The organism is Sphingopyxis sp. GW247-27LB, from assembly GCF_002277025.1.
Lineage (GTDB): Bacteria > Pseudomonadota > Alphaproteobacteria > Sphingomonadales > Sphingomonadaceae > Sphingopyxis.
In genome coordinates, this window is record NZ_NIWD01000008.1 from 180,105 (window position 1) to 199,931 (window position 19,827).

20 protein-coding genes are annotated in these 19,827 nt (G+C 67.5%); 13 read left to right on the plus strand and 7 right to left on the minus strand.

Features of this window, described 5'->3' with window-relative positions:
• The first annotated feature begins 71 nt into the window (after positions 1-71).
• Entirely contained in the window at positions 72-875 is an 804-nt protein-coding gene (locus CD928_RS08490; protein WP_095386669.1) for an SDR family oxidoreductase, read from the plus strand.
• Between the two features lie 191 nt (positions 876-1,066).
• Positions 1,067-1,585 (plus strand): hypothetical protein, encoded by a 519-nt coding sequence (locus tag CD928_RS08495; protein WP_095386670.1) that lies wholly within the window; start codon positions 1,067-1,069, stop codon positions 1,583-1,585.
• Positions 1,586-1,667: 82 nt separating this feature from the next.
• Here CD928_RS08495 and ppc read toward each other — a convergent pair whose 3' ends face one another.
• The 4 genes from ppc to CD928_RS08515 all read right to left on the minus strand — a co-directional run bounded on the left by ppc (position 1,668) and on the right by CD928_RS08515 (position 6,337).
• Complete coding sequence (gene ppc / locus CD928_RS08500) at positions 1,668-4,346, minus strand: phosphoenolpyruvate carboxylase (protein ID WP_095386671.1); 2,679 nt, start codon at positions 4,344-4,346, stop codon at positions 1,668-1,670.
• Between the two features lie 70 nt (positions 4,347-4,416).
• Positions 4,417-4,863, minus strand: a complete 447-nt coding sequence (locus CD928_RS08505; protein WP_095386672.1) for a hypothetical protein — start codon at positions 4,861-4,863, stop codon at positions 4,417-4,419.
• Between the two features lie 98 nt (positions 4,864-4,961).
• The gene (locus CD928_RS08510) at positions 4,962-5,375 is read right to left on the minus strand and encodes a YbaY family lipoprotein (protein WP_095387338.1); all 414 of its coding nucleotides are present in this window, start codon (positions 5,373-5,375) and stop codon (positions 4,962-4,964) included.
• Between the two features lie 395 nt (positions 5,376-5,770).
• Complete coding sequence (locus CD928_RS08515; protein ID WP_095386673.1) at positions 5,771-6,337, minus strand: HNH endonuclease; 567 nt, start codon at positions 6,335-6,337, stop codon at positions 5,771-5,773.
• A 170-nt stretch (positions 6,338-6,507) separates the two neighbouring features.
• On the opposite strand from CD928_RS08515, the gene gluQRS reads away from it, so the two are divergent.
• The 8 genes from gluQRS to CD928_RS08555 all read left to right on the plus strand — a co-directional run bounded on the left by gluQRS (position 6,508) and on the right by CD928_RS08555 (position 13,702).
• Complete coding sequence (gene gluQRS, locus CD928_RS08520; protein ID WP_095386674.1) at positions 6,508-7,371, plus strand: tRNA glutamyl-Q(34) synthetase GluQRS; 864 nt, start codon at positions 6,508-6,510, stop codon at positions 7,369-7,371.
• A gap of 9 nt (positions 7,372-7,380) precedes the next feature.
• Complete coding sequence (locus CD928_RS08525; RefSeq protein ID WP_095386675.1) at positions 7,381-7,605, plus strand: HIG1 domain-containing protein; 225 nt, start codon at positions 7,381-7,383, stop codon at positions 7,603-7,605.
• A gap of 21 nt (positions 7,606-7,626) precedes the next feature.
• Positions 7,627-8,208: a cob(I)yrinic acid a,c-diamide adenosyltransferase gene (locus tag CD928_RS08530; protein WP_095386676.1), complete on the plus strand. Its 582-nt coding sequence runs from the start codon at positions 7,627-7,629 to the stop codon at positions 8,206-8,208.
• A gap of 363 nt (positions 8,209-8,571) precedes the next feature.
• Positions 8,572-9,879: an ergothioneine biosynthesis protein EgtB gene (gene egtB, locus CD928_RS08535; RefSeq protein WP_095386677.1), complete on the plus strand. Its 1,308-nt coding sequence runs from the start codon at positions 8,572-8,574 to the stop codon at positions 9,877-9,879.
• A gap of 1 nt (position 9,880) precedes the next feature.
• Positions 9,881-10,867 carry an L-histidine N(alpha)-methyltransferase gene (gene egtD / locus CD928_RS08540; RefSeq protein ID WP_095386678.1) on the plus strand — a complete coding sequence of 329 codons (987 nt, stop codon included), beginning with the start codon at positions 9,881-9,883 and terminating at the stop codon, positions 10,865-10,867.
• 176 nt (positions 10,868-11,043) lie between these two features.
• Positions 11,044-11,910 (plus strand): 3-hydroxyacyl-CoA dehydrogenase NAD-binding domain-containing protein, encoded by an 867-nt coding sequence (locus CD928_RS08545; RefSeq protein ID WP_095386679.1) that lies wholly within the window; start codon positions 11,044-11,046, stop codon positions 11,908-11,910.
• On the plus strand, positions 11,907-12,503 hold the full coding sequence (locus CD928_RS08550) for a bifunctional 2-polyprenyl-6-hydroxyphenol methylase/3-demethylubiquinol 3-O-methyltransferase UbiG (protein ID WP_095386680.1): 597 nt from the start codon (positions 11,907-11,909) through the stop codon (positions 12,501-12,503). The genes CD928_RS08545 and CD928_RS08550 overlap by 4 nt, the downstream gene beginning before the upstream one ends.
• Positions 12,504-12,559: 56 nt before the next feature.
• Positions 12,560-13,702: an epoxide hydrolase family protein gene (locus tag CD928_RS08555; protein ID WP_095386681.1), complete on the plus strand. Its 1,143-nt coding sequence runs from the start codon at positions 12,560-12,562 to the stop codon at positions 13,700-13,702.
• A 28-nt stretch (positions 13,703-13,730) separates the two neighbouring features.
• On the opposite strand, the gene CD928_RS08560 is transcribed toward CD928_RS08555, so the two are convergent.
• The 3 genes from CD928_RS08560 to CD928_RS08570 all read right to left on the minus strand — a co-directional run bounded on the left by CD928_RS08560 (position 13,731) and on the right by CD928_RS08570 (position 16,064).
• Positions 13,731-14,042: an MliC family protein gene (locus CD928_RS08560; RefSeq protein WP_176473521.1), complete on the minus strand. Its 312-nt coding sequence runs from the start codon at positions 14,040-14,042 to the stop codon at positions 13,731-13,733.
• A 14-nt stretch (positions 14,043-14,056) separates the two neighbouring features.
• Positions 14,057-14,662, minus strand: coding sequence for a beta/gamma crystallin-related protein (locus CD928_RS08565; RefSeq protein WP_095386683.1), 606 nt, complete (start codon positions 14,660-14,662; stop codon positions 14,057-14,059).
• Between the two features lie 160 nt (positions 14,663-14,822).
• Positions 14,823-16,064 (minus strand): NupC/NupG family nucleoside CNT transporter, encoded by a 1,242-nt coding sequence (locus CD928_RS08570; protein WP_095386684.1) that lies wholly within the window; start codon positions 16,062-16,064, stop codon positions 14,823-14,825.
• 270 nt (positions 16,065-16,334) lie between these two features.
• Here CD928_RS08570 and CD928_RS08575 point away from each other — a divergent pair, with 270 nt between their 5' ends.
• Genes CD928_RS08575 through argB form a run of 3 tightly spaced genes read left to right on the plus strand, consistent with a single transcriptional unit; the run spans position 16,335 to position 19,801 of the window.
• Positions 16,335-18,221, plus strand: coding sequence for a S9 family peptidase (locus CD928_RS08575; protein ID WP_176473522.1), 1,887 nt, complete (start codon positions 16,335-16,337; stop codon positions 18,219-18,221).
• A 9-nt stretch (positions 18,222-18,230) separates the two neighbouring features.
• A complete protein-coding gene (locus CD928_RS08580; RefSeq protein ID WP_095386686.1) occupies positions 18,231-18,896 on the plus strand; it encodes a queuosine precursor transporter in 666 nt (221 codons plus the stop codon).
• Positions 18,893-19,801: an acetylglutamate kinase gene (gene argB / locus CD928_RS08585; RefSeq protein ID WP_095386687.1), complete on the plus strand. Its 909-nt coding sequence runs from the start codon at positions 18,893-18,895 to the stop codon at positions 19,799-19,801. Before CD928_RS08580 ends, argB begins: the two co-directional genes overlap by 4 nt.
• Positions 19,802-19,827: the final 26 nt, after the last annotated feature.

The following is a 19,827-nucleotide window of genomic DNA, read 5'->3' on the forward strand; positions in this document are numbered from 1 at the left end:
CTCGCACCGCCCCGACAAACCCCACCCCCACCCCTCCCTACGAAGGGGAGGGGCTTCAAGGAGCCCAGCTTATGAATCTCCAGCAAATGTTCGGCCTCGACGGCCGCGTCGCGCTCGTCACCGGCGGCTCGCGCGGCATCGGCAAGATGATCGTCGAGGGCTATCTCGCCGCAGGCTGCGCGCGCGTCTATATCTCGGCGCGCAAGGCGGCGCAGATCGAGGCGGCCGTCGCCGATTTCGAAACCCGCTATCCGGGCAAGGTGATCGGCCTTCCCGTCGACCTCTCGACCGTCGAGGGCTGCCGCGCGCTCGCCGCGGAGATCGGCGCGCGCGAGGATCGGCTCGACATCCTCGTCAACAATGCCGGCGCCGCGTGGGGCGAGCCGTTCGAGGGCTTCCCCGAAAGCGGCTGGGACAAGGTGATGGACATCAACGTCAAATCGCCCTTCTTCCTGACGCAGGCGCTCCACGCGCTGCTCAAGGCCGCGGGCACCGCCGATCGGCCCGCGAAGGTGATCAACATCGGCTCGATCGACGGGCTGCGCCTCAACCCATGGGAAACCTACAGCTACCACGCGTCGAAGGCGGCGATCCTCTACCTCACCAAGCGCCTCGCGGCGCGGCTGGTGCAGGACCATATCATCGTCACCGCGATCGCGCCCGGCGCCTTCCAGTCGGACATGAACAAGGCCGCGCGCGACCATGGCGACGCGGTCGCGAAGAGCATCCCGGTGAAGCGCATCGGCGTGCCCGAGGATATGGCCGGCACCGCGATCTTCCTCGCGTCGAAGGCGGGCGACTATGTCGTCGGCGACACGATCGCGGTCGACGGCGGCCTCGTCCACGGCCATGCCGGAACGAGCCTCGACGCCTAAGACTGTCTTTGGTTTTCCCGTCACCCTGAACTTGTTTCAGGGTCCATGGCCCGCCCTCGAATTTGGCGCGGCGCCGAAGGAGAGACCGGGCCATGGATGCTGAAACAAGTTCAGCATGACGAAGGGTGAAAAGTTTGACTTGGGTCGCCTCTCTGGTGTATTATCAGCATAACGCACCAAGGAGACCCGCCATGCGCCTCGCTTTCCTGATCCCCCCGATCCTCCTGCTCGCCGCCTGCGGGCAAAAGGACGAGAAGAAGACCGAAACCGAAATCTCGATCAATGCCGACGGCGAGGGCGGCGGGGTCCAGATCAAGGCCGGTCAGGACGGCGGCAAGCTCAAGATCGGGGGCGAGGACGGCACCGCGATCAACATCGACATCCCCGATTTCGTCGACCTCGACGTCGAGGGCGATTTCGACATCGACGGGGTCAAGCTCTATCCGGGCAGCAAGGTGACCAAGGTCGACGTCAACGCGAGCGATCGGGGCGGCGCCGACAAGGCGACGGTGAACCTCGGCTTCACCTCGCCCGCCGCGCCCGCCAAGGCCGCCGACTGGATGGCGGCCGAGTTCGGGAAGAAAGGCATCAAGGTCACGCGCGACGGCGACACGCTCGCGGGCACCGACGAGGACGGCGACGATTTCACCATCCGCTTCGGGCCCGACGGCGCCACGAGCAAGGGCGAGGTGCGAATCGTTTCGAAATAAGGCGTCGCCCCAGCGAAAGCTGGGGCCGTTGTCGGCGTGGCGCGAGGTCGCCAGCGGTCCCAGCCTTCGCTGGGACGACGATTCAGCCGCTGTTCCTGAGCGCGGTGGCGATCGCGTTGATCGTGAGCTGGATGCCCTCGGCGATGCGCGGGTCGGTCTCGCCGGCGCGGTGGCGCTTCATCAGCTCGATCTGGAGCAGGTTCAACGGCTCGATATAGGGCAGCCGCAACCGGATCGACGCCTCGAGCGCCGGATTCTTCTCGAGCAGCCGCGTCTGGCCGGTGATCGTCAGCAGCCCGTCGTGGGCGCGGTTCCAGCCGTCGCGGACGCGCGCGAAGATCGCTTCGTGCCCCTCGACATGGCTCGCGAGCTCGGCATAGCGCGCCGCGATCCCCATGTCGGACTTGGCGAGCACCATCTCCATATTGTCGAGCAATGCCGCGAAGAAGGGTGAGCTTTGCGCCATGTCGGCGAGCAGCGCCTGGTCGCCGAACGCCGCGAACGCCTCGCCCGTCCCGTACCAGCCGGGCAGCATCGCGCGCGACTGCGCCCAGCTGAACACCCAGGGAATCGCGCGCAGATCCTCGATCGCGCTCGACTTGGTGCGGCTCGACGGGCGCGAGCCGATCTTCAGCGTCGCGATCTCGGCGATCGGGGTCATCGCGCGAAAGAAATCCCTGAAACCGCTCGTGTCATAGACGAGCGCGCGATAGGCGGCGAGGGCGGTGTCCGACAGCGCGTCCATCGCGCCCGCGAAGCGCGCCGCGTCGGCGTCGCTCATCGGCTCGGGCTCGAGGCTCGCGAGCAGGCTTGCCGACACCATCGCCTCGAGGTTGGTTTCCGCGCTGTCGGCCGTGCCGAACTTCGCGGCGATGACCTCGCCCTGTTCGGTGATGCGGATGCGGCCCTGCACCGTGCCCGCGGGCTGCGCGCGGATCGCCGCGAAAGCGCTGCCGCCGCCGCGCCCGACCGCGCCGCCGCGGCCGTGGAACAGCTGCATCGCGCTGCCGGCCTTCTCGAACACCGGGGTCAGCGCCTGCGACGCCTTGTAGAGTCCCCAGGTCGAGGTCAGATAGCCGCCGTCCTTGTTCGAATCCGAATAGCCGATCATCACTTCCTGATGCCCGCGCACCCCGATCTGCGGGCCGATCTCGGGCATCGCGAAATAGCGCGTCATGATGTCGGGCGCGCGGCCGAGGTCGTCGATCGTCTCGAACAGCGGCACGACCATCAGGTTCGCCGCGCCGGCTTCGGCGCCGCTCCGCCACAGCCCGCCCTCGCGCGCGAGCACATGCACTTCGAGCAGGTCGGACAGGTCCTGCGCCATCGAGATGATCCACTGGCAGATCGTGTCGTTCCCCAGCCGCCGGCGCACGTCGGCCGCGGCATGGACGATCGCCAGCTCGCCCGCGGTCTCCTCGCTCCATTCGTGCCACGGCGCCGCGAGCGGGCGGTCGCTGGCGAGCTCGGCGGTGAGCAGCGCGACGCGCTCCGCCTCGCTCAGCGCCCGATAGTCGGCGCACACGCCCGAAACGCTGAGCAGCTCGGCGAGCACGCGCTCGTGCACCGCGCTGTTCTGCCGCATGTCGAGCGTCGCGAGGTGGAAGCCGAAGACCTCGACCGCGCGGATCAGCCGCCCGAGCGCGCCGATGCCGCCGAGCTGTCCCTCGCCGCTCGCCGACAGGCCGCCGGCGATGGTGACGAGGTCGCGGCGGAAATCGGCCGGCGTGGCGTAGGGTTCGCCCGCCAGCGCCGAGGGACGCGGCGGCGGCTTGCCGACGATTCCGGCATAGGTCGCGCACAGCCGCGCATAGAGGCCCGACAGCGCGCGGCGATAGGGTTCGTCGCGGCGGCTCGGCGCTTCGTCGCCGCTCGCTTCGGCGAGCGCGGCGACGGCCGGCGGGACGGGGGCGAGCGCCGCCGACACCGACAGCTCGGCGCCGAGCGCGTGCACCGCGTCGATATAATGGCCGAGCACCGCCGCGGCGTTGCGCCCAGTCGCCATGCGCAGCGTCTCGGCGGTGACGAAGGGATTGCCGTCGCGGTCGCCGCCGATCCAGCTCCCGACGCGCAGGAAGCTCGCGGGGCGCTGCCCCAGCTCCTTCTCCCAGCGCGCGTAGAGCTTGGGCACCACCGGCAGGAAGACGCCCTGCAAATAGGTCAGCGCATTGTCGATCTCGTCGGCGACGAACAGCTTTTCGGTGCGCAGCGGGCGCGTCTGCCACAGCAGCACGACCTGCCGCCGGATCGCCTCTTCGACGACGTCGCCCTCCGCCGTCTCCTCGGCTCCCGCGTCGCGCAGCCGCATCAGCTCGGCGATGCGGTTCTTGTGGTCGAGCATCGACTTGCGGCGTACCTCGGTCGGGTGCGCGGTCAGCACCGGGGCGATCAGCGCGGCGTCGAGCAGCTTCGCGACCGCCTCGCCGTCGATCCCGTCGGCGTCCAGCTTGGCGAGCGCCGCGGCGACCGTCGCCCCGGGCTCGGCGGCGACCCCCTGCCGGTCCTCGGCGAGGTTGGCGAGCATCGAAAACAGCATGAAGCCGCGGACGAAGGCGATGGTGTCGTCGAGGCTCAGCGCCTCGAGCCCCGGATCGATCGCCTCGGCGCCGGCGATGCCGCGGTGCCGGTCGACGCTCGCCGATCGGATATATTCGGTCTGGCGGAACAGCTTCTCGCCGCCATAGGCGCGGATGACGTCGCCCAGGATCCGCCCGAGATAGCGGATGTCGGGGTTTTGCGAAATCTGGATCGGCGGGCCCATGGCCCGAGTTGCTGCACCGCAGCAGACGTTACGTCAAGCGGCGCATAGCTATGCGCCGCCCGCGGAATCATCAGGCGAAGGTTTCGTAGGTGTCGTCCGAAAATCCCGTGCCGCGCCGCAGGGCGAGCGCGCCGCGCACGCCCCCGATCATCGCCGCGAGCAGGAGCGCGCCGATCACCCAGGCGAACAGATTGCCCCCCAGAAGAAGGTCGAAAAAATAGAGGATCGTCGCAATGATCGCCGGAATCGCCCCCCGCCCGCGCCGCAGCAAATAGGCGGCAAGCAGCATATTCGCGATCACCGCCACGGTGATGATCACCGCCGCATTCCCCTCGAGGATCGATCGCAGGATCAGCGTCGGCCCCCAAGCCAGAAGCAGCAGCACCAGCCGCAGGCCGCCGATGAAGAAAAGCACTGTGGAAGCGGTCTGGGTTCCGCTGAGCGCGCCCGCGCGCGTCGTCAGATCGGGCGACCAGAGATTCTTGAACGTGCCGCCGATTCCGCCTCGATAGGCCATGATATGCTCCCCCAGCCGGCCGCGGACGCCCCCCGCGTCGCGATTCCCCGGCGGAGTTGGCTATCAAACTCCGAAATGGCGATCCAGCCCTATGGCGATCAGCGCGTCCGCACCATCACCAGCGTTCCCATGTCGATCCGCGGCCGCCCGTCGAAGGTCACGCCATTGTGCGTGTCGGTGATGAACATCAGCTTCCCCGACGCGTCGGTGATCCGCGCCGAGACCGAATAGCGGCCGCGCGGGTCGAGCTTGCGCTGATCGACCGTCAGCGAAAAGGCGAAGGGCACCTGGCGACCGTCGGCGGTGAAGGATTGCCGCGCGATCGTGCGCGACGGCGCGTCCATCAGGCTGACGTCGGCGAGCTGGATCTCGACCTGTGCCGTCGGCGGCAGCGCCATGCGCTCGCGATAGGTGACGCTGCCGGTCACGCTCACCGGCTGTTCGGACGGCATCAGCGTCGCGCAGGCGGCGAGCGGCAGGGTGACTAGGCTGAGCGCGAGTGCGCGGATCATGATCTTCTCCTTCGACATCCATCTTCGTGACACTCGCGCCGCGGATGTGACGAGGAATCCAGCGATGGCGGATCTTTAAGACCGCCGAAGTGAACTTACGCTGTCCGTCCCGCTCGGTTCCCGTCGGCCTTCCGGCTCGATACGCCGGTCAGCCGGTCGAGGCGAAAGCGGCATCATTCGATACAGGCGCCGCGAACAGGATGCGCCCTTTCCTACACGGCCATATTGTGGTTCAAGCTGAACGATGCGGCACCGTCCCGAACGCCCTTTTCCTCCGTTCCTTCAAAGCCATCCATCGGTCACGGGTATCATTATACCCGAGGGGAGTGACAACTTTGACAACTTTGGAACGATTTTACGAAAAACAGGAATAAAGTTACGCGAATCGGCGCCCCTCAGCCCTCCAGCTCGACGTCCCAATAAAGCCAGTCGATCCAGCTTTCGTGCAGATAGTTCGGCGGAAAGGCGCGGCCATTGTCCTGGAGCTGCCAGCTCGTCGGGCGCCACGGCTGGCGGTGGATCGGCATATGCGCCTGGCTCGGCGTGCGGCCGCCCTTCTTCAGGTTGCACGGGGCGCAGGCGGTGGTGACATTTTCCCAGCTCGTCCGCCCGCCGAGCCGCCGCGGCACGACATGATCGAAGGTCAGATCCTTGCCCGACCCGCAATATTGGCAGGCGAAGCGGTCGCGCAGGAACAGGTTGAAGCGCGTGAAGGCCGGATGCTGCGACGGCTTCACATATTGGCGGAGCGCGATCACGCTCGGGATCGGCATCGTCCTCGTCGGCGAATGAATCTCGCGCTCGTAATTCTCGACGATCGTCACGCGGTCGAGGAAGACCGCCTTGACCGCCGTCTGCCACGGCCACAGGCTGAGCGGGTAATAGCTCAGCGGCGTATAATCGGCGTTGAGGACGAGCGCGGGACAATTATCGGGATGGCGGGCGAGATCGGGATGGAACATGGCTTTACGACGCTGCCCCCTTTGCTGCGCGGGATGGCGCGCCACTGCCGTTCCCAAGTGACAGCGTCATTACATCACGCATATGATTCTGACGTCAAGGGGGCATCTGCCGCAACATATGGAAGGATTCGCCGGCGGCGGCCACAGCATCTGGATTCGGCCGCGCGCCCATGCTGACCCGTTTCGCGCCGAGCCCGACCGGCGAACTCCATCTCGGCCACGGCTGGAGCGCGCTGCTCGCGCACGATGCGGCGCGCGGCGCGGGCGGCGAATTCCATCTCCGCATCGACGACATCGACGGCAGCCGCTCGCGCGAGGCCTATGTCGATGCGGCGCTCGCCGACCTCGAATGGCTCGGTCTCGCCTGGGACGGCGCGCCCGTGCGCCAGTCGCAGCGTCTCGGCGATTATGACGCGGCGCTCGCCGATCTCCGCGCGCGCGGCCTCGTCTATCCCTGCTTCTGCACCCGCGCCGACATCGCCGCGAGCCTCGCCGCGCCGCACGGCCCCCCCAATCCGTCGGGTGCCGCCATCTATCCCGGCACCTGCCGTCCTCTCGGCGCCGCGACGCGCGAGCGGCGGCTCGCGGAGGAGCCGCATTGCTGGCGGCTCGACATGCGCCATGCGGCCGCGCTCGCGGGCGATCTCGCCTGGGAGGAGGAGGGGCGGGGGATGCGCGCCGCCGACCCCGCGGCGCACGGCGACATCGTTCTCGCGCGCAAGGACGCGCCCGCGAGCTATCATCTCGCGAGCACGCTCGACGACGCCGCGATGCGCGTCACGCACGTCGTGCGCGGTGCCGACCTGATCGCCTCGACCGACGTCCACCGCCTGCTCCAGGCGCTGCTCGGCCTCGCCACCCCCGTCTACCGCCATCACGCGCTCGTCTGCGGCGCCGACGGACAGCGGCTCGCGAAGCGCGACGCCGCGGCGTCGCTCGCCTCGCTGCGCGAAAGCGGCGTCGATGGCAAAATACTCGCGGACGATTTGCGCGCCGGGCGCCTTCCGGCTGGATATTCGCTGCGGATGCCCTAAATAGGGCGCATGACCATCCTGCTCGTCCTCGCCGTCATCGTGGCCGCCGGCCTCGTCCTGTTCGCGCTGGCGCGCGGCCTCTTCTATTTCGCGCAGGGCCACCGCGCCGCGATGGACGGCACGGCGCACGAGAATCAGGTGATGCAGAACAAGATGATGATGGCGCGCGTGAAGTGGCAGGCGATCACGATCATCCTGCTCGTGCTGATCGGCTTCCTCGCCGCCGGCAGCTAAAAGCCGCGCGCGGCCCGACCGATGGTCAAGCTCAACAAGATCTACACGCGCACCGGTGACGACGGCACCACGGGGCTCGTCGACGGCTCGCGTATCGCGAAGGCGGCGCCGCTGATGGCGGCGATCGGCGATGTCGACGAAGCGAACAGCGGGGTCGGCCTCGCCGGCGCCGCACTCGCCGCGGACAGCGCCGAAGCCGCGATGCTCGCGCGCATCCAGAACGAGCTGTTCGACCTCGGCGCCGACCTTGCGMCCCCCGCCGATGCCGAACACGGCTTTGGCCCGCACGACATGGCGCTGCGCATCGTGCCCGGCCAGATCGCGCGGCTGGAGGCCGAGATCGACGCGATGAACGCCGCGCTCGCACCGCTCACCAGCTTCATCCTGCCGGGCGGCACCGAGGCCGCGGCGCGCCTCCACATCGCGCGCGCGGTCACGCGCCGCGCCGAGCGCGCGGCCGTCGCCGCGACGGCGACGCGCGACCTCAATCCGCTCGCGCTCGCCTATCTCAATCGCCTGTCGGACCATCTCTTCGTGATGACGCGGCACATCAACGCCGCGGCGGGCGGCGATATCCTTTGGAAACCCGGCGCCACGCGCTGACGGAATAAACCTCCCGCTTCGGAGGCGATTTCGTCTTTTGCAAGCACGTGTCGGCTTTGGGATGGGGAGCGGATGATCCTCCCTGTCGCGTAGCGATGGGGAGGTGGCAGCGGCGTAGCCGCTGACGGAGGGGCCGAGCGCGAAGCGCTCGCTGCGCTAGCCGCCCCTCCACCATCCTTCGGATGGTCCCCCTCCCCACGGCTTCGCCGCAGGGAGGATCTTATGACCGCTACCGGCCGAAAGCTGCCAGCCCATTTCCTCTCTTACTCAATTGTTCCCTATATGTTCTGGACAATCGGTCCGGCCGTAACCATAATCGGACGGCACGCGAAACCGAATCGCACTCCGGGGAATTGTCTTCCTATGGCCAGCCGCACCGACGCTTCGCCCACGACCGACACCCTTCCGCACGCGGATCTGGCCCGGCGCTTCGCCGCGACGCGGCGCCTGTCGCTCGACCTCGCGGCGCCGCTCTCCGACGCCGACGCGAGCGCGCAGTCGATGGCGGACGCCTCGCCCGCCAAATGGCATCTCGCGCACACGACCTGGTTTTTCGAGACCTTCGTGCTGCGCGACCATGCGCCCGGCTATCACGTGTTCGACACCCGCTACCCCTATCTCTTCAACAGCTATTACGAGGCCGAGGGGCCGCGCCATACGCGGGCGCGGCGCGGGCTGCTGACGCGCCCCTCGCTCGACGAAGTCCGCGTCTGGCGCGCGCATGTCGACGCCGCGCTGCAGAGCGCGCTGCCCGACCTGCCGCGCGCGGCGCATATGCTTGTCGAACTCGGCATCCAGCACGAGCAGCAGCACCAGGAACTGCTCCTCACCGACATCAAGCATCTCTTCGCGCAAAACCCGCTCGGCCCCGCGGTCTGGGACGAAACCGCATTCGCGAGTGAAGTTGCGCAGTTTTCCGCGGTTTCAGGATCGGCATCCGAAGCGGCGGGCGCGATGCGATGGGTCAAGGGCGCGGAGGGCATCGTGCCAATCGGCCATGCTGCCGACGGTTTCGCATTCGACTGTGAACTTCCGCAGTTTTCGGCGCTTCTGACCCCGCACGCGCTCGCCAGCCGGCCGGTGACGAACGGTGAGTGGCAGGCGTTCATCGCCGACGGCGGCTATCATACGCCCTCGCTCTGGCTCAGCGATGGCTGGGCGTGGGTAGAGGCCGAGGGTATCGACGCCCCGCTCTATTGGCGCGAGGGGCGCCAGTTCACGCTGGCGGGCTGGCAGCCGATCGACCCCGCCGCGCCGGTCGCCCACATCAGCTTCTACGAAGCCGACGCCTTCGCGAGCTGGGCCGGCGCGCGCCTGCCGACCGAATTCGAATGGGAAGCGGCCGCCGCAGCGCTCGACCCGCTGGGCGGGCAGCAGCTCGACGTGGCCGGGCCGGCGCAGCCGGAGGCGGCGGGCGGCGACACCGGATTGCAACAGATGTTCGGCAGCGTGTGGGAATGGACCGGCAGCGCCTATCGTCCCTATCCGGGTTTCCGCCCCGCTCCCGGCGCGGTCGGCGAATATAATGGCAAGTTCATGAGCGGCCAGTTCGTCCTGCGCGGCGGCAGCTGCGCGACCCCGCGCGGCCATGTGCGCGCCAGCTACCGCAACTTCTTCTACCCGCACCAGCGCTGGCAGTTCACCGGCGTGCGGCTTGCCAAGGATCTTTGATATGGGCGTGGTCCGTCACTTGCGGCAGGTCGACGCCGACGACGCCGGCATCGACCTCGCCTTCCGCGCCGATGTTCACGCCGGGCTTTCGCAGCCGCAAAAGGCGGTTCCGGCGCGCTGGTTCTACGACGCGACCGGCTCGGCGCTGTTCGAGGATATCACCGCGCTTCCCGAATATTATCCGACGCGCAGCGAGACCGACCTGCTGAAGCGGCACGCCGCGGCGATGGCGGCGGCGATCGGCCCCGGCCGCGCGGTCGTCGAGCTGGGATCGGGCAGTTCGACCAAGACGCCGCTGCTCCTGGAGGCGATCGCGCCCGCCGCCTATGTCCCGGTCGATATTTCGGGGGATTTCCTGCGCGACAGCGCCAGGGCGCTCGCGGCGCGCTTTCCGGGCCTTGCCGTCTATCCGGTCGAGGCCGATTTCACGCACCAGGTCGAACTGCCGCGCGAAATCGGCCCGCTGCCGAAGCTCGGCTTCTTTCCGGGCTCGACGATCGGCAATATGGTCGCGCGCACCGCGATCGACCTCCTCCGAAGCTGGCGCGGATCGCTCGGCGACGGGTCGTTGCTCCTGATCGGGATCGACCGGATCAAGGATATCGGCGTGTTGACAAGCGCCTATGACGATCCCGCGGGGGTCACCGCGGCGTTCAACCTCAATTTGCTCGAACGCATCAACCGCGAGCTGGACGGGACCATCCCGGTCGAGAATTTCGCCCATCGCGCGGTCTGGAACGACGTTCACGCGCGGATCGAGATGCACCTCGTCGCCGCGTGCGACATGGAATTCCGCGTCGACGGCCGTGCCTATCATATGGCGAAGGGGGAGACGATCCACAGCGAGAACAGCCACAAATACGGGCTGCGCGACGCCAATCTGCTGCTCCGCGCCGGCGGCTGGACCCCGGTCGCGACCTGGGACGACGCCGACCCCGCCTTCGCGCTGATCCTCGCGCAGGCGACGGAATTCCGTTCGGCCCCTTGACGACGCGGCTTTTGCCCATAGAGGAACGCCGCATTCATACCCGTTCGTCCTGAGCTTGTCGAAGGACCGCTCTTCTCTTCGAGCGCCGTTCAAGGAAAGGACGGCCCTTCGACAAGCTCAGGGCAAACGGGGGAGTATCGCGGCGGAAGCCCGGAAACGCGATTAGGGAGCAGTATATGATCGTAGGCGTCATCGGGGCAGGGCAAATGGGCGCGGGCATCGCGCAGGTCTCGGCGGGCGCCGGCCACGATGTGCTGCTCTCCGACATCGACCTCGCGCGCGCCGAGGCGGGCAAGGCGGCGATCGCCAAGGCGCTCGGCCGGCTCGTCGCCAAGGAGAAGATGGGGCAGGAAGATGCCGATGCGCTCCTCGCGCGCATCACCCCGGTCGCCGACCACGCGGCCTTCGCCCCCGCCGAACTGGTGATCGAGGCGGCGACCGAGCGCGAGGAGATCAAGCGCGCGATCTTCGCCAGCGTCGGCGCGCATCTATCGGACAGTGCGATCCTCGCGTCGAACACCAGCTCGATCCCGATCACCCGCCTCGCGCAGGCGGCGCCCGACCCGGCGCGCTTCATAGGCGTCCATTTCTTCAATCCGGTGCCCGTGATGGGGCTGATCGAGTTGATCCGCGGCCTCGCCACCTCCGACGATACGCTCGCGGCGGTCGAGGCGTTCGGGCGCGGGCTCGGCAAGGAGATCGTCCATGCGAACGATGCGCCCGGCTTCATCGTCAACCGCGTGCTGATGCCGCTGATCAACGAGGCGGTGTTCGCGCTGGGCGAGGGCGTCGCGACGATGCAGGACATCGACACCGGATGCCGCCTCGGCCTCAACCATCCGATGGGGCCGATCACGCTCGCCGACTTCATCGGCCTCGACACCTGCCTCGAGATTATCCGCGTGCTCCACAGCGGCACCGGCGACCCCAAATTCCGCCCCGCGCCGCTGCTCGTCCAATATGTCGAGGCGGGCTGGGTCGGCAGGAAGGCCGGGCGCGGCTTCTACGACTGGACGGGGCCGGAGCCCGTGCCGACGCGGTGAGCGGCTACGATCCCTCGACCCTGCAATTCTACGCCGACGAAGCGCCGGTTTACACCGCGTCGGGTGCGGGCGGCGTCAGTCGGCATCTCCCCGCCTTCGCTGACCTCCTGCCGCCCGGCGCGCGCATCCTCGAACTCGGATGCGGCGGGGGGACCGACGCCGCCTATCTGGCCGCTCGCGGCTTTGCCGTCGATCCGACCGACGGTGTCGCGGCGATCGCGGCCAAGGCCTCCGAGCGGCTCGGCCGCGCTGTCCGCGTGATGCGGTTCGACGAACTCGACGCCGCCGCCGCCTATGACGCGATCGTCGCCTCGGCGTCGCTCCTGCACGTGCCCCGCCCGGCGCTGACCGCCATCCTGGCGCGTGTCCACCGCGCGCTGCGGCCCGGCGGCTGGCATCTCGCGACCTACAAGGGCGGCGGGTGCGAGGGGCGCGATCGGTTCGGGCGCTATTTCAACTATCTCGCAGCCGATGAAGCCGCCGACCATTACCGTGCCGCTGCGCTCTGGGCGCAGGTCGAGATCGAAGAGGGCATGGGCGGCGGTTATGACGGCGTCCAGGGGCCGTGGATCAAGGTAACCGCCCGGCGCTGACAAGGGGGCAAGGGCGGTGGCCGCCAACGCGGTCAGGGAAAGCAGGGGAAAAAGCGATGCACGTGACCAATATCCGCCCGTTCACCGTCGCTGTGCCGCAGGCGGCGCTCGACGATCTCAAGGACCGGCTCGCGCGGACGCGCTGGCCCGAGAAGGAGACGGTCGACGATTGGGACCAGGGCATGCCGCTCGCCTATGCGCAGGAGCTGGCGGCCTATTGGCGCGATCATCACGACTGGCGCCGTGTCGAGGCGCGGCTCGATGCGCTTCCCAATTTCCTCGCCACGGTCGACGGGCTCGACATTCATTTCCTTCATATCCGCTCGGCGAATCCGGATGCGCGGCCGCTGATCCTGACCCACGGCTGGCCGGGGTCGATGCTCGAATTTCTCGACGTGATCGAACCCCTGTCGACCGACTTCCACCTCGTGATCCCGTCGCTTCCCGGCTACGGCTTTTCGGGCAAGCCCGCGGTCGCCAAGTGGAGCGTCGAACATATCGCGGTGGCGTGGAACGCGCTGATGCTCGCGCTCGGCTACGACCGCTATTTCGCGCAGGGCGGCGACTGGGGCAGCGCGGTCACCTGCGCGATCGGGGTGGCGCACGGCGATCATTGCGCGGGCATCCACGTCAACATGGTCGTCGGCGCGCCGCCGTCCGAGCTGATGGGCGAGCTCAGCGACACCGAAAAAGCCTATCTCGCCCGCTTCGGCTGGTATCAGGCGAAGGACAGCGGCTATTCGACGCAGCAGGCGACGCGCCCGCAGACCATCGGATACGCGCTGACCGATTCGCCCGCCGGGCAGATGACGTGGATCGTGGAGAAATATCACGGCTGGACCGACTGCGGCCACCAGCCGGGCGGCCAGTCGATCGGCGGCCACCCCGAAAACTCGCTGTCCAAAGATGCGATGCTCGACACGGTCAGCCTCTATTGGCTGACCGCCAGCGCCGCCTCGTCGGCACGGCTCTATTGGCACAGCTTCCGCAGCTTCGTCGCCGGCGAGATTCACGTCCCGACCGCGTGCAGCCTGTTCCCGAACGAGATCATGCGCCTGTCGCGGCGCTGGGCCGACGGGCGTTACCGCAACATCGTCTATTGGAACGAACTCGACCGCGGCGGCCATTTCGCCGCCTGGGAACAGCCCGAGCTGTTCGCAGCCGAACTGCGAAGTGCCTTTGCGCTTATGACGCTCTAAATTGGAGGCGGCACCGGCCCGCTACTCCCTAAAGCGGCGTCATCACCACGCGGCAGGTTTCGGCTGCGGAGCGCGCCGCGGTGTTCCACGTCACCTGATTGCCGTTGCGGTGGAGACGAGCGCCGCTCTTGTTCTCATAGATCTGCCCGCGGTTGGCCGGAGTCGCGCGCAGGCTCAGCGTTCGCCCTCCGTTGACGCGAACCACCGCGCTGTTCGGCAGATAGTGAACATTGAGCCGCGTTCCGCGGTCGCATTCATAGCTGGTGCCCGCATTGCGCGGCACCGACGTGCAGCCCGCGATCGCAAGCATCGCGGCGGTCATGGCCATTACCCTGTTCATCGACCCTCTCCTCATCAATAGCCCGACCGGACGCACAGCACGTCGGCGAGGTAGATGCGTCCGTTCACCGTTTCCATATGTTCGCGCGCCGAGCCGTTCCAGCCGATCGAACGGCACCAGCTGTCGGCGGTGCGCGCGGCGCAGTTCGCGGTTCCCGATCCGCTGGCGCAGGCGAGCACCCGCGTGCGGCCCGACATCGGCTGGGTGTGGAATTCGGCGAAATTGCCGCGCACGCTCTGGTCGTTGGCGGGTGGATAGGGATCGCTGCCCCCGCCCGCGGGCCGCATCGACTGGACGGTGATGCCGCGCAGGATATTGCCGAGCATCGGCGTGTCGCGGTCGACGGTGCGGCACGTGCCGCGATAGCGCGTCTTCTCGCACAGCTCCCAGCGCCCCTGCGTCACCCGGATTGAATTGACCGGCCAGGCGAGGCCGAGGTTCGGCTTGGCCTCGCCGATGAAGACGGCTGGCCCCCGATAGGCTGCGTCGCGATAGATGGTCGCCTCGGCCGGGCGATACATCCGGTCATCGGGCGTTTGTGCCGACGATGTCGCAAGGCCGGCGCTTCCGGCAAAAACGAGAGCGGCCAGAAGCGGCCAGCGAAATGAGGTTCCAGTCACGGCAACATTCTCCCCTGTGCAAAGAATATCGCCCCACCCATCCTGAAATTATTCTATATTTCTCTCATTAGCAATCAAAGTAAGCGGGGTATACTTTTTGCGGCGCAAGGCGCATCGGCCGGTGCTGCCGGCCTGCGCGTCCCGCTTTCGACGGCAAGGCTCAAACGAGCCCCAGCATCAGCCCGGCGAGCGCCGCCGACATCAGGTTCGACAGGCTGCCCGCGAGCAGCGCCTTGAGGCCGAGCCGCGCGATCATCGGGCGCTGGTTGGGGGCAAGACCGCCGGTCACCGCCATCTGGATCGCGATCGAGCTGAAATTGGCGAAGCCGCAGAGCGCAAAGGTCGCGATCGCGACCGAGATCGCCGAGAAATCGCCCTGGATCTTGCCCAGATCGATGAAGGCGACGAATTCGTTGAGCACGACCTTGGTGCCGAACAGCCCGCCGACCGCGGCGCTTTCGTCCCACGGCACCCCCATCAGCCACATCACCGGGCGAAAGATCGTGCCGATGATCGCCTGGAACGACAGGTCGGGATAGCCGAACCAGCCGCCGATCCCGCCGAGCAGCCCATTGGCGAGCGCGACGAGCGCGACGAAGGCGAGAACCATCGCGCCGACCGCGACCGCCAGCCTGACGCCGGTCTGCGCGCCCTGCGCCGCCGCCATGATGATATTGGCGGGCTTTTCCTCGTCGTGGCTCGCCTCGGGCATGATCACGGGCTCGATGCCCAGATCCTTGGGGTCGTCGGGCATCATGATCTTCGCCATCAGGATGCCGCCCGGCGCCGACATGAAGCTCGCGGCAAGCAGATAGGGGAGCAGCTGTTCGCCGATCATGCTCGCATAGGCGCCGAGGATGGTGCCCGCGACCCCGGCCATGCCGACCGTCATCACGGTGAAGAGCTGCGACGGGGTCAGGCTGGCGAGATAGGGGCGGATGACGAGCGGCGATTCGGACTGGCCGACGAAGATGTTGGCAGCGGCGCCGAGGCTTTCGACCTTGGTGATGCCGGTCACCTTCTGGATCGCGCCGCCGACCCATTTGATCACGAGCTGCATGATGCCGAGATAATAGAGGATCGAGATCAGCGAGGCGAAGAAGATGATCACCGGCAGCGCCGCGATCGCGAAGCTGTTCGCACCCATTTCGGGCGAGGCGAGCGGGCCGAAGATGAAGTCGGTGCCCGCCTTCGCATAGCCGAGCAGGTTCGATACGCCGTTCGACATCGCCTGGATGACCGCGCGGCCCCACGGCGTTCCGATCACGAGCAGCGCGAAGCCGGCCTGGAGCAGGAAGGCGGGAACGACGACGCGCAGCCGGATCCAGCGGCGGTTCGACGAAAAAGCGAGGGCGATCGCCAGCAGTGCGACGATGCCGAGCAACCCGATAAATCGTTCCATAATTTGTCTGCGTCCCCCGCAAGTTTATTGCGTCTGTCTAGCGGGCTTTGGCGGCGGGGCAAGGGCGTCGCGCTCGGTTCGCCGCAGCCGTTCGCACGGGCTTGGCGAGCGGAATATTCCTTTCTACACATCCCTGGAGGTGGGGAGGGTCACATGGGGCGTTTGATTTTCTTGATGATTTTGCTTGCGCTGGCCCGGGTGGCGTGGGCGCAGAATCCGACGGACGGCGCGCCACCGGGGGCAGTGAAACCCGCGCCTGCGGCGGCATTCGTGCCCCTGGCCACCGCGGCTTTCGCACAATTGCCCTTCGTCGAAATGCCGAAACTGTCCCCCGACGGCAGCCACATCGCCGGCCTGTTCGCGATCCGCGGCGAGCAGCGCATCCTGATCATGCCGGTGCTCGCCGACCGCAGCAAGAGCGTGGTGGTGGCGGTGCCCGACCAGACCGAGGTCGCGTGGCTGCGCTGGGTGAACGACGACAATATCGTGGTCGGTTTGCACGCGCTGCGGCCGGTGGCGGGCGAGAACTGGTATATTTCGCGCATGCTGGCGATCAGCCGGACGACGGGCAAGATCACCAAATTATTGTGGGACCTCAATGGTCAGAACGGCGCCGACCTGCTTTGGACTCCCACCGATGGCGGCAACGAGATACTCGTCGCGGCGCAGAACAGCATCTATACCGGCGATGATTACTGGCCCGCGGTCTATCGGGTCGACGTGACCAGCGGGCGCAAGCGTCTGGTGCTCAGGGGGCGGTCGGGTGTGATGGACTGGGGTGCCGACCATCTCGGCCGTGTTCGCACCGGGATCGGCTATCGCGATTTCACCACCCAGGCGACCCTGCTCTACCGGACCGACGGCGACGGCACATTCCGCTCGATCGACCGCGCTTCGCTGCGCGACGAGGAGGAGTTGACGGTCCCGTTTCTCTTCGTTCCCGGCACCGACCACGGCTATGTAATCAAGACCGCCCCTGACGGCCGCTCGGTCGTTGCCGAGGTCGACCTGGCGAGCGGCCGCGACGTGCGCACCATCTATGCGGTCGAGGGCGCCGACGTCGACAGCGTGGCGCTCTCCTTCGACCGGTCGAGGCTGCTCGGCGTCACGACCACCGATCGCGCGGGGTCGGTGCGCTGGATCGATCCCGTGATGGCGGCGCTCCAGAAGACGCTCGACGCGATGTCGCCGGCGTCGCGGGTACGGATCGTGAGTTACAGTCGCAATCTGGACAAGCTGCTAGTGCGGATCAGCACCCCCGACAATCCGGGCCTTCTTTATTTCTATGACGCGACCGAGGGGACGATGGACCGCTTCGCCGCGATCAACGAGACGATCGGGGGCAAGCGGCTCTCGCGGTCGCGGTTCGTCCAGTACAAGGCGCGCGACGGGCTGGCCATCGAGGGGGTGCTCACCATGCCGCGCGGGCGGGCGGAGAAAAAGCTGCCCTTCATCGTCATGCCGCACGGCGGTCCCTGGGCGCACGATGAGCTGACCTACGATTATTGGGCGCAGTTCCTGGCCGAGCGCGGTTATGCCGTCCTCCAGCCCAATTTCCGCGGATCGACGGGCTATGGCGCCGCGTTCGAGAAAGCCGGGCAGGGGCAGCTCGGGTTCGCGATGCAGGACGATCTCAGCGACGGCCTCGCCTGGGCGGTGGCGCAAGGGATTGCCGATCCCAAGCGGGTCTGCATCGTCGGCGCCTCCTATGGCGGCTATGCCGCGATGTGGGGGATCGCGAAGGATCCCGATCAGTATCGCTGCGCGATCTCGATTGCCGGCGTGTCGAACCTGCGGCGCGAGGTCAATGATTTCGGCGGAACCTTCCGCGCCCGCCTCTATCGCGACCAGTGGCAGAAAATGACCCCCGATTTCGCCGCCGTGTCGCCGATCAAGGCGGTGGCGCGGATCAAGGCGCCGCTGCTCCTGATCCACGGACGGAAGGATGTGACGGTCGATCATGGCCAGTCGGCGCGCATGTACGATGCGATGCGGGATGCGGGCAAGCCGGTCGAGTTCGTTTCGATTCCGCTCGCCGATCATTATTTCACGCGCGAGGCCGACCGGCTGACGCTGCTGACCGCGATCGAAGCCTTCCTTCGCAAACATAATCCGCCCGATGGACCGCATCTTCCCACGCCGCTTAAAAGCGATTAAGCGGCGCCGATGGAAAGCTCGTCTCCGCGCACGCTCGCGCCCTCGCTGTTGCTCTTCGCGATCCTCTATGGCGGCATGGTTCCGCTCGGCGGCTTTCTCGGCGCCAAGCAGGTCGCGCTCGGCCCGCTCGCGGTCGAGGCGGGCATCTTTCCCTTTCTGACGCTGATCGCGATTTCGAGCGGCATCGCCGAACTGCACGGGCGCGCGGTCGCCGACCGGCTGGTGCGGCTCGGCTTCATCCCGCTGATCCTCGCGATCCTGCTCGCGCTGTTCGTGCTGCAACTGCCGACCGACGCGGGCATGTACGAACCCGCCAAGGAGGCGTTTCCGATCATCGTCGGGCAGGGCTGGCGGATGATGGCCGCGGGCATCCTCGCCTATGGCGTGTCGGTCAGCCTCAACGTCTGGCTCTTCTCGCGCATGACCGCGAACAACGGCCGCCTGCTGCCGCTGCGCGGCTTCGTCGCCGCGGCGCTCAGCCAGATCGTCGACACTTTGATCTTCATCACGGTCAGCTTCTATGGCGTGCGCCCGATCGGCGACCTGATGCTGGGGCAGATGATCGCCAAGGTCGTGCTGTCGGCGGTGATGGTGCCGCTGCTCGTCATGGCGGTGGTCGCGATCGGGCGGCGGCTCGACGGGACGACGGCGCCTGCGGTGGAGGCCGCGGCATGACCCCGACGGCGGACCCCGCGAAGATGCCCGACCTGCTCGCCAAGGCCGAAACGCTTGTCGAGGCGCTGCCCTATCTGCAGCGCTATGCCGGCGAGACCTTCGTGATCAAATATGGCGGCCATGCGATGGGCGACCCCGAGGCGCAGCGCGACTTCGCCGAGGATGTCGTGCTGCTCAAGGCCGTCGGCATCAACCCGGTGGTCGTCCACGGCGGCGGCCCCCAGATCGGCGCGATGCTGAAGCAGCTCGGCATCGAATCGACCTTCGTCGGCGGGCTGCGCGTCACCGACGCCGCGACCGCCGAGGTCGCCGAGATGGTCCTCGCGGGCAAGATCAACAAGGAGATCGTCGGCTGGATCGCCGGGCTCGGCGGGCGCGCGGTCGGCATTTCGGGCAAGGACGCCAATCTGGTGCTCGCCGAAAAGGTCCAGCGGAGCGAGCCCGACCCCAATTCGGGGATCGAGCGCCACGTCGACCTGGGCTTCGTCGGCGAACCGGTCGGCGTCGACCCGACGATCCTCGCCAATCTGACGAACGACCATTTCATCCCGGTCGTGGCGCCCGTCGCGCTCGGCGCCGACGGCGCGACCTATAATATCAACGCCGACACGATGGCGGGAGCGATCGCCGGCGCGCTCGGCGCCAAGCGCTTCTTCCTGCTTACTGATGTCGCGGGGGTGCTCGACAAGGCGGGGACGCTGCTCACCGACCTCGACCGCGCGGGGATCGATGCGCTCAAGGGCGACGGAACGATCACTGGCGGCATGATCCCCAAGGTCGACACTTGCTTGTCGGCGGTCGACGCCGGGGTCGAGGCGGCGGTCATCCTCGACGGGCGCATTCCGCACGCGATGCTGCTCGAAATTTTCACTGCACGGGGTGCGGGGACGCTCATTCATCGCTAGGGTGGGGCGACCCGACGACCCCGGCC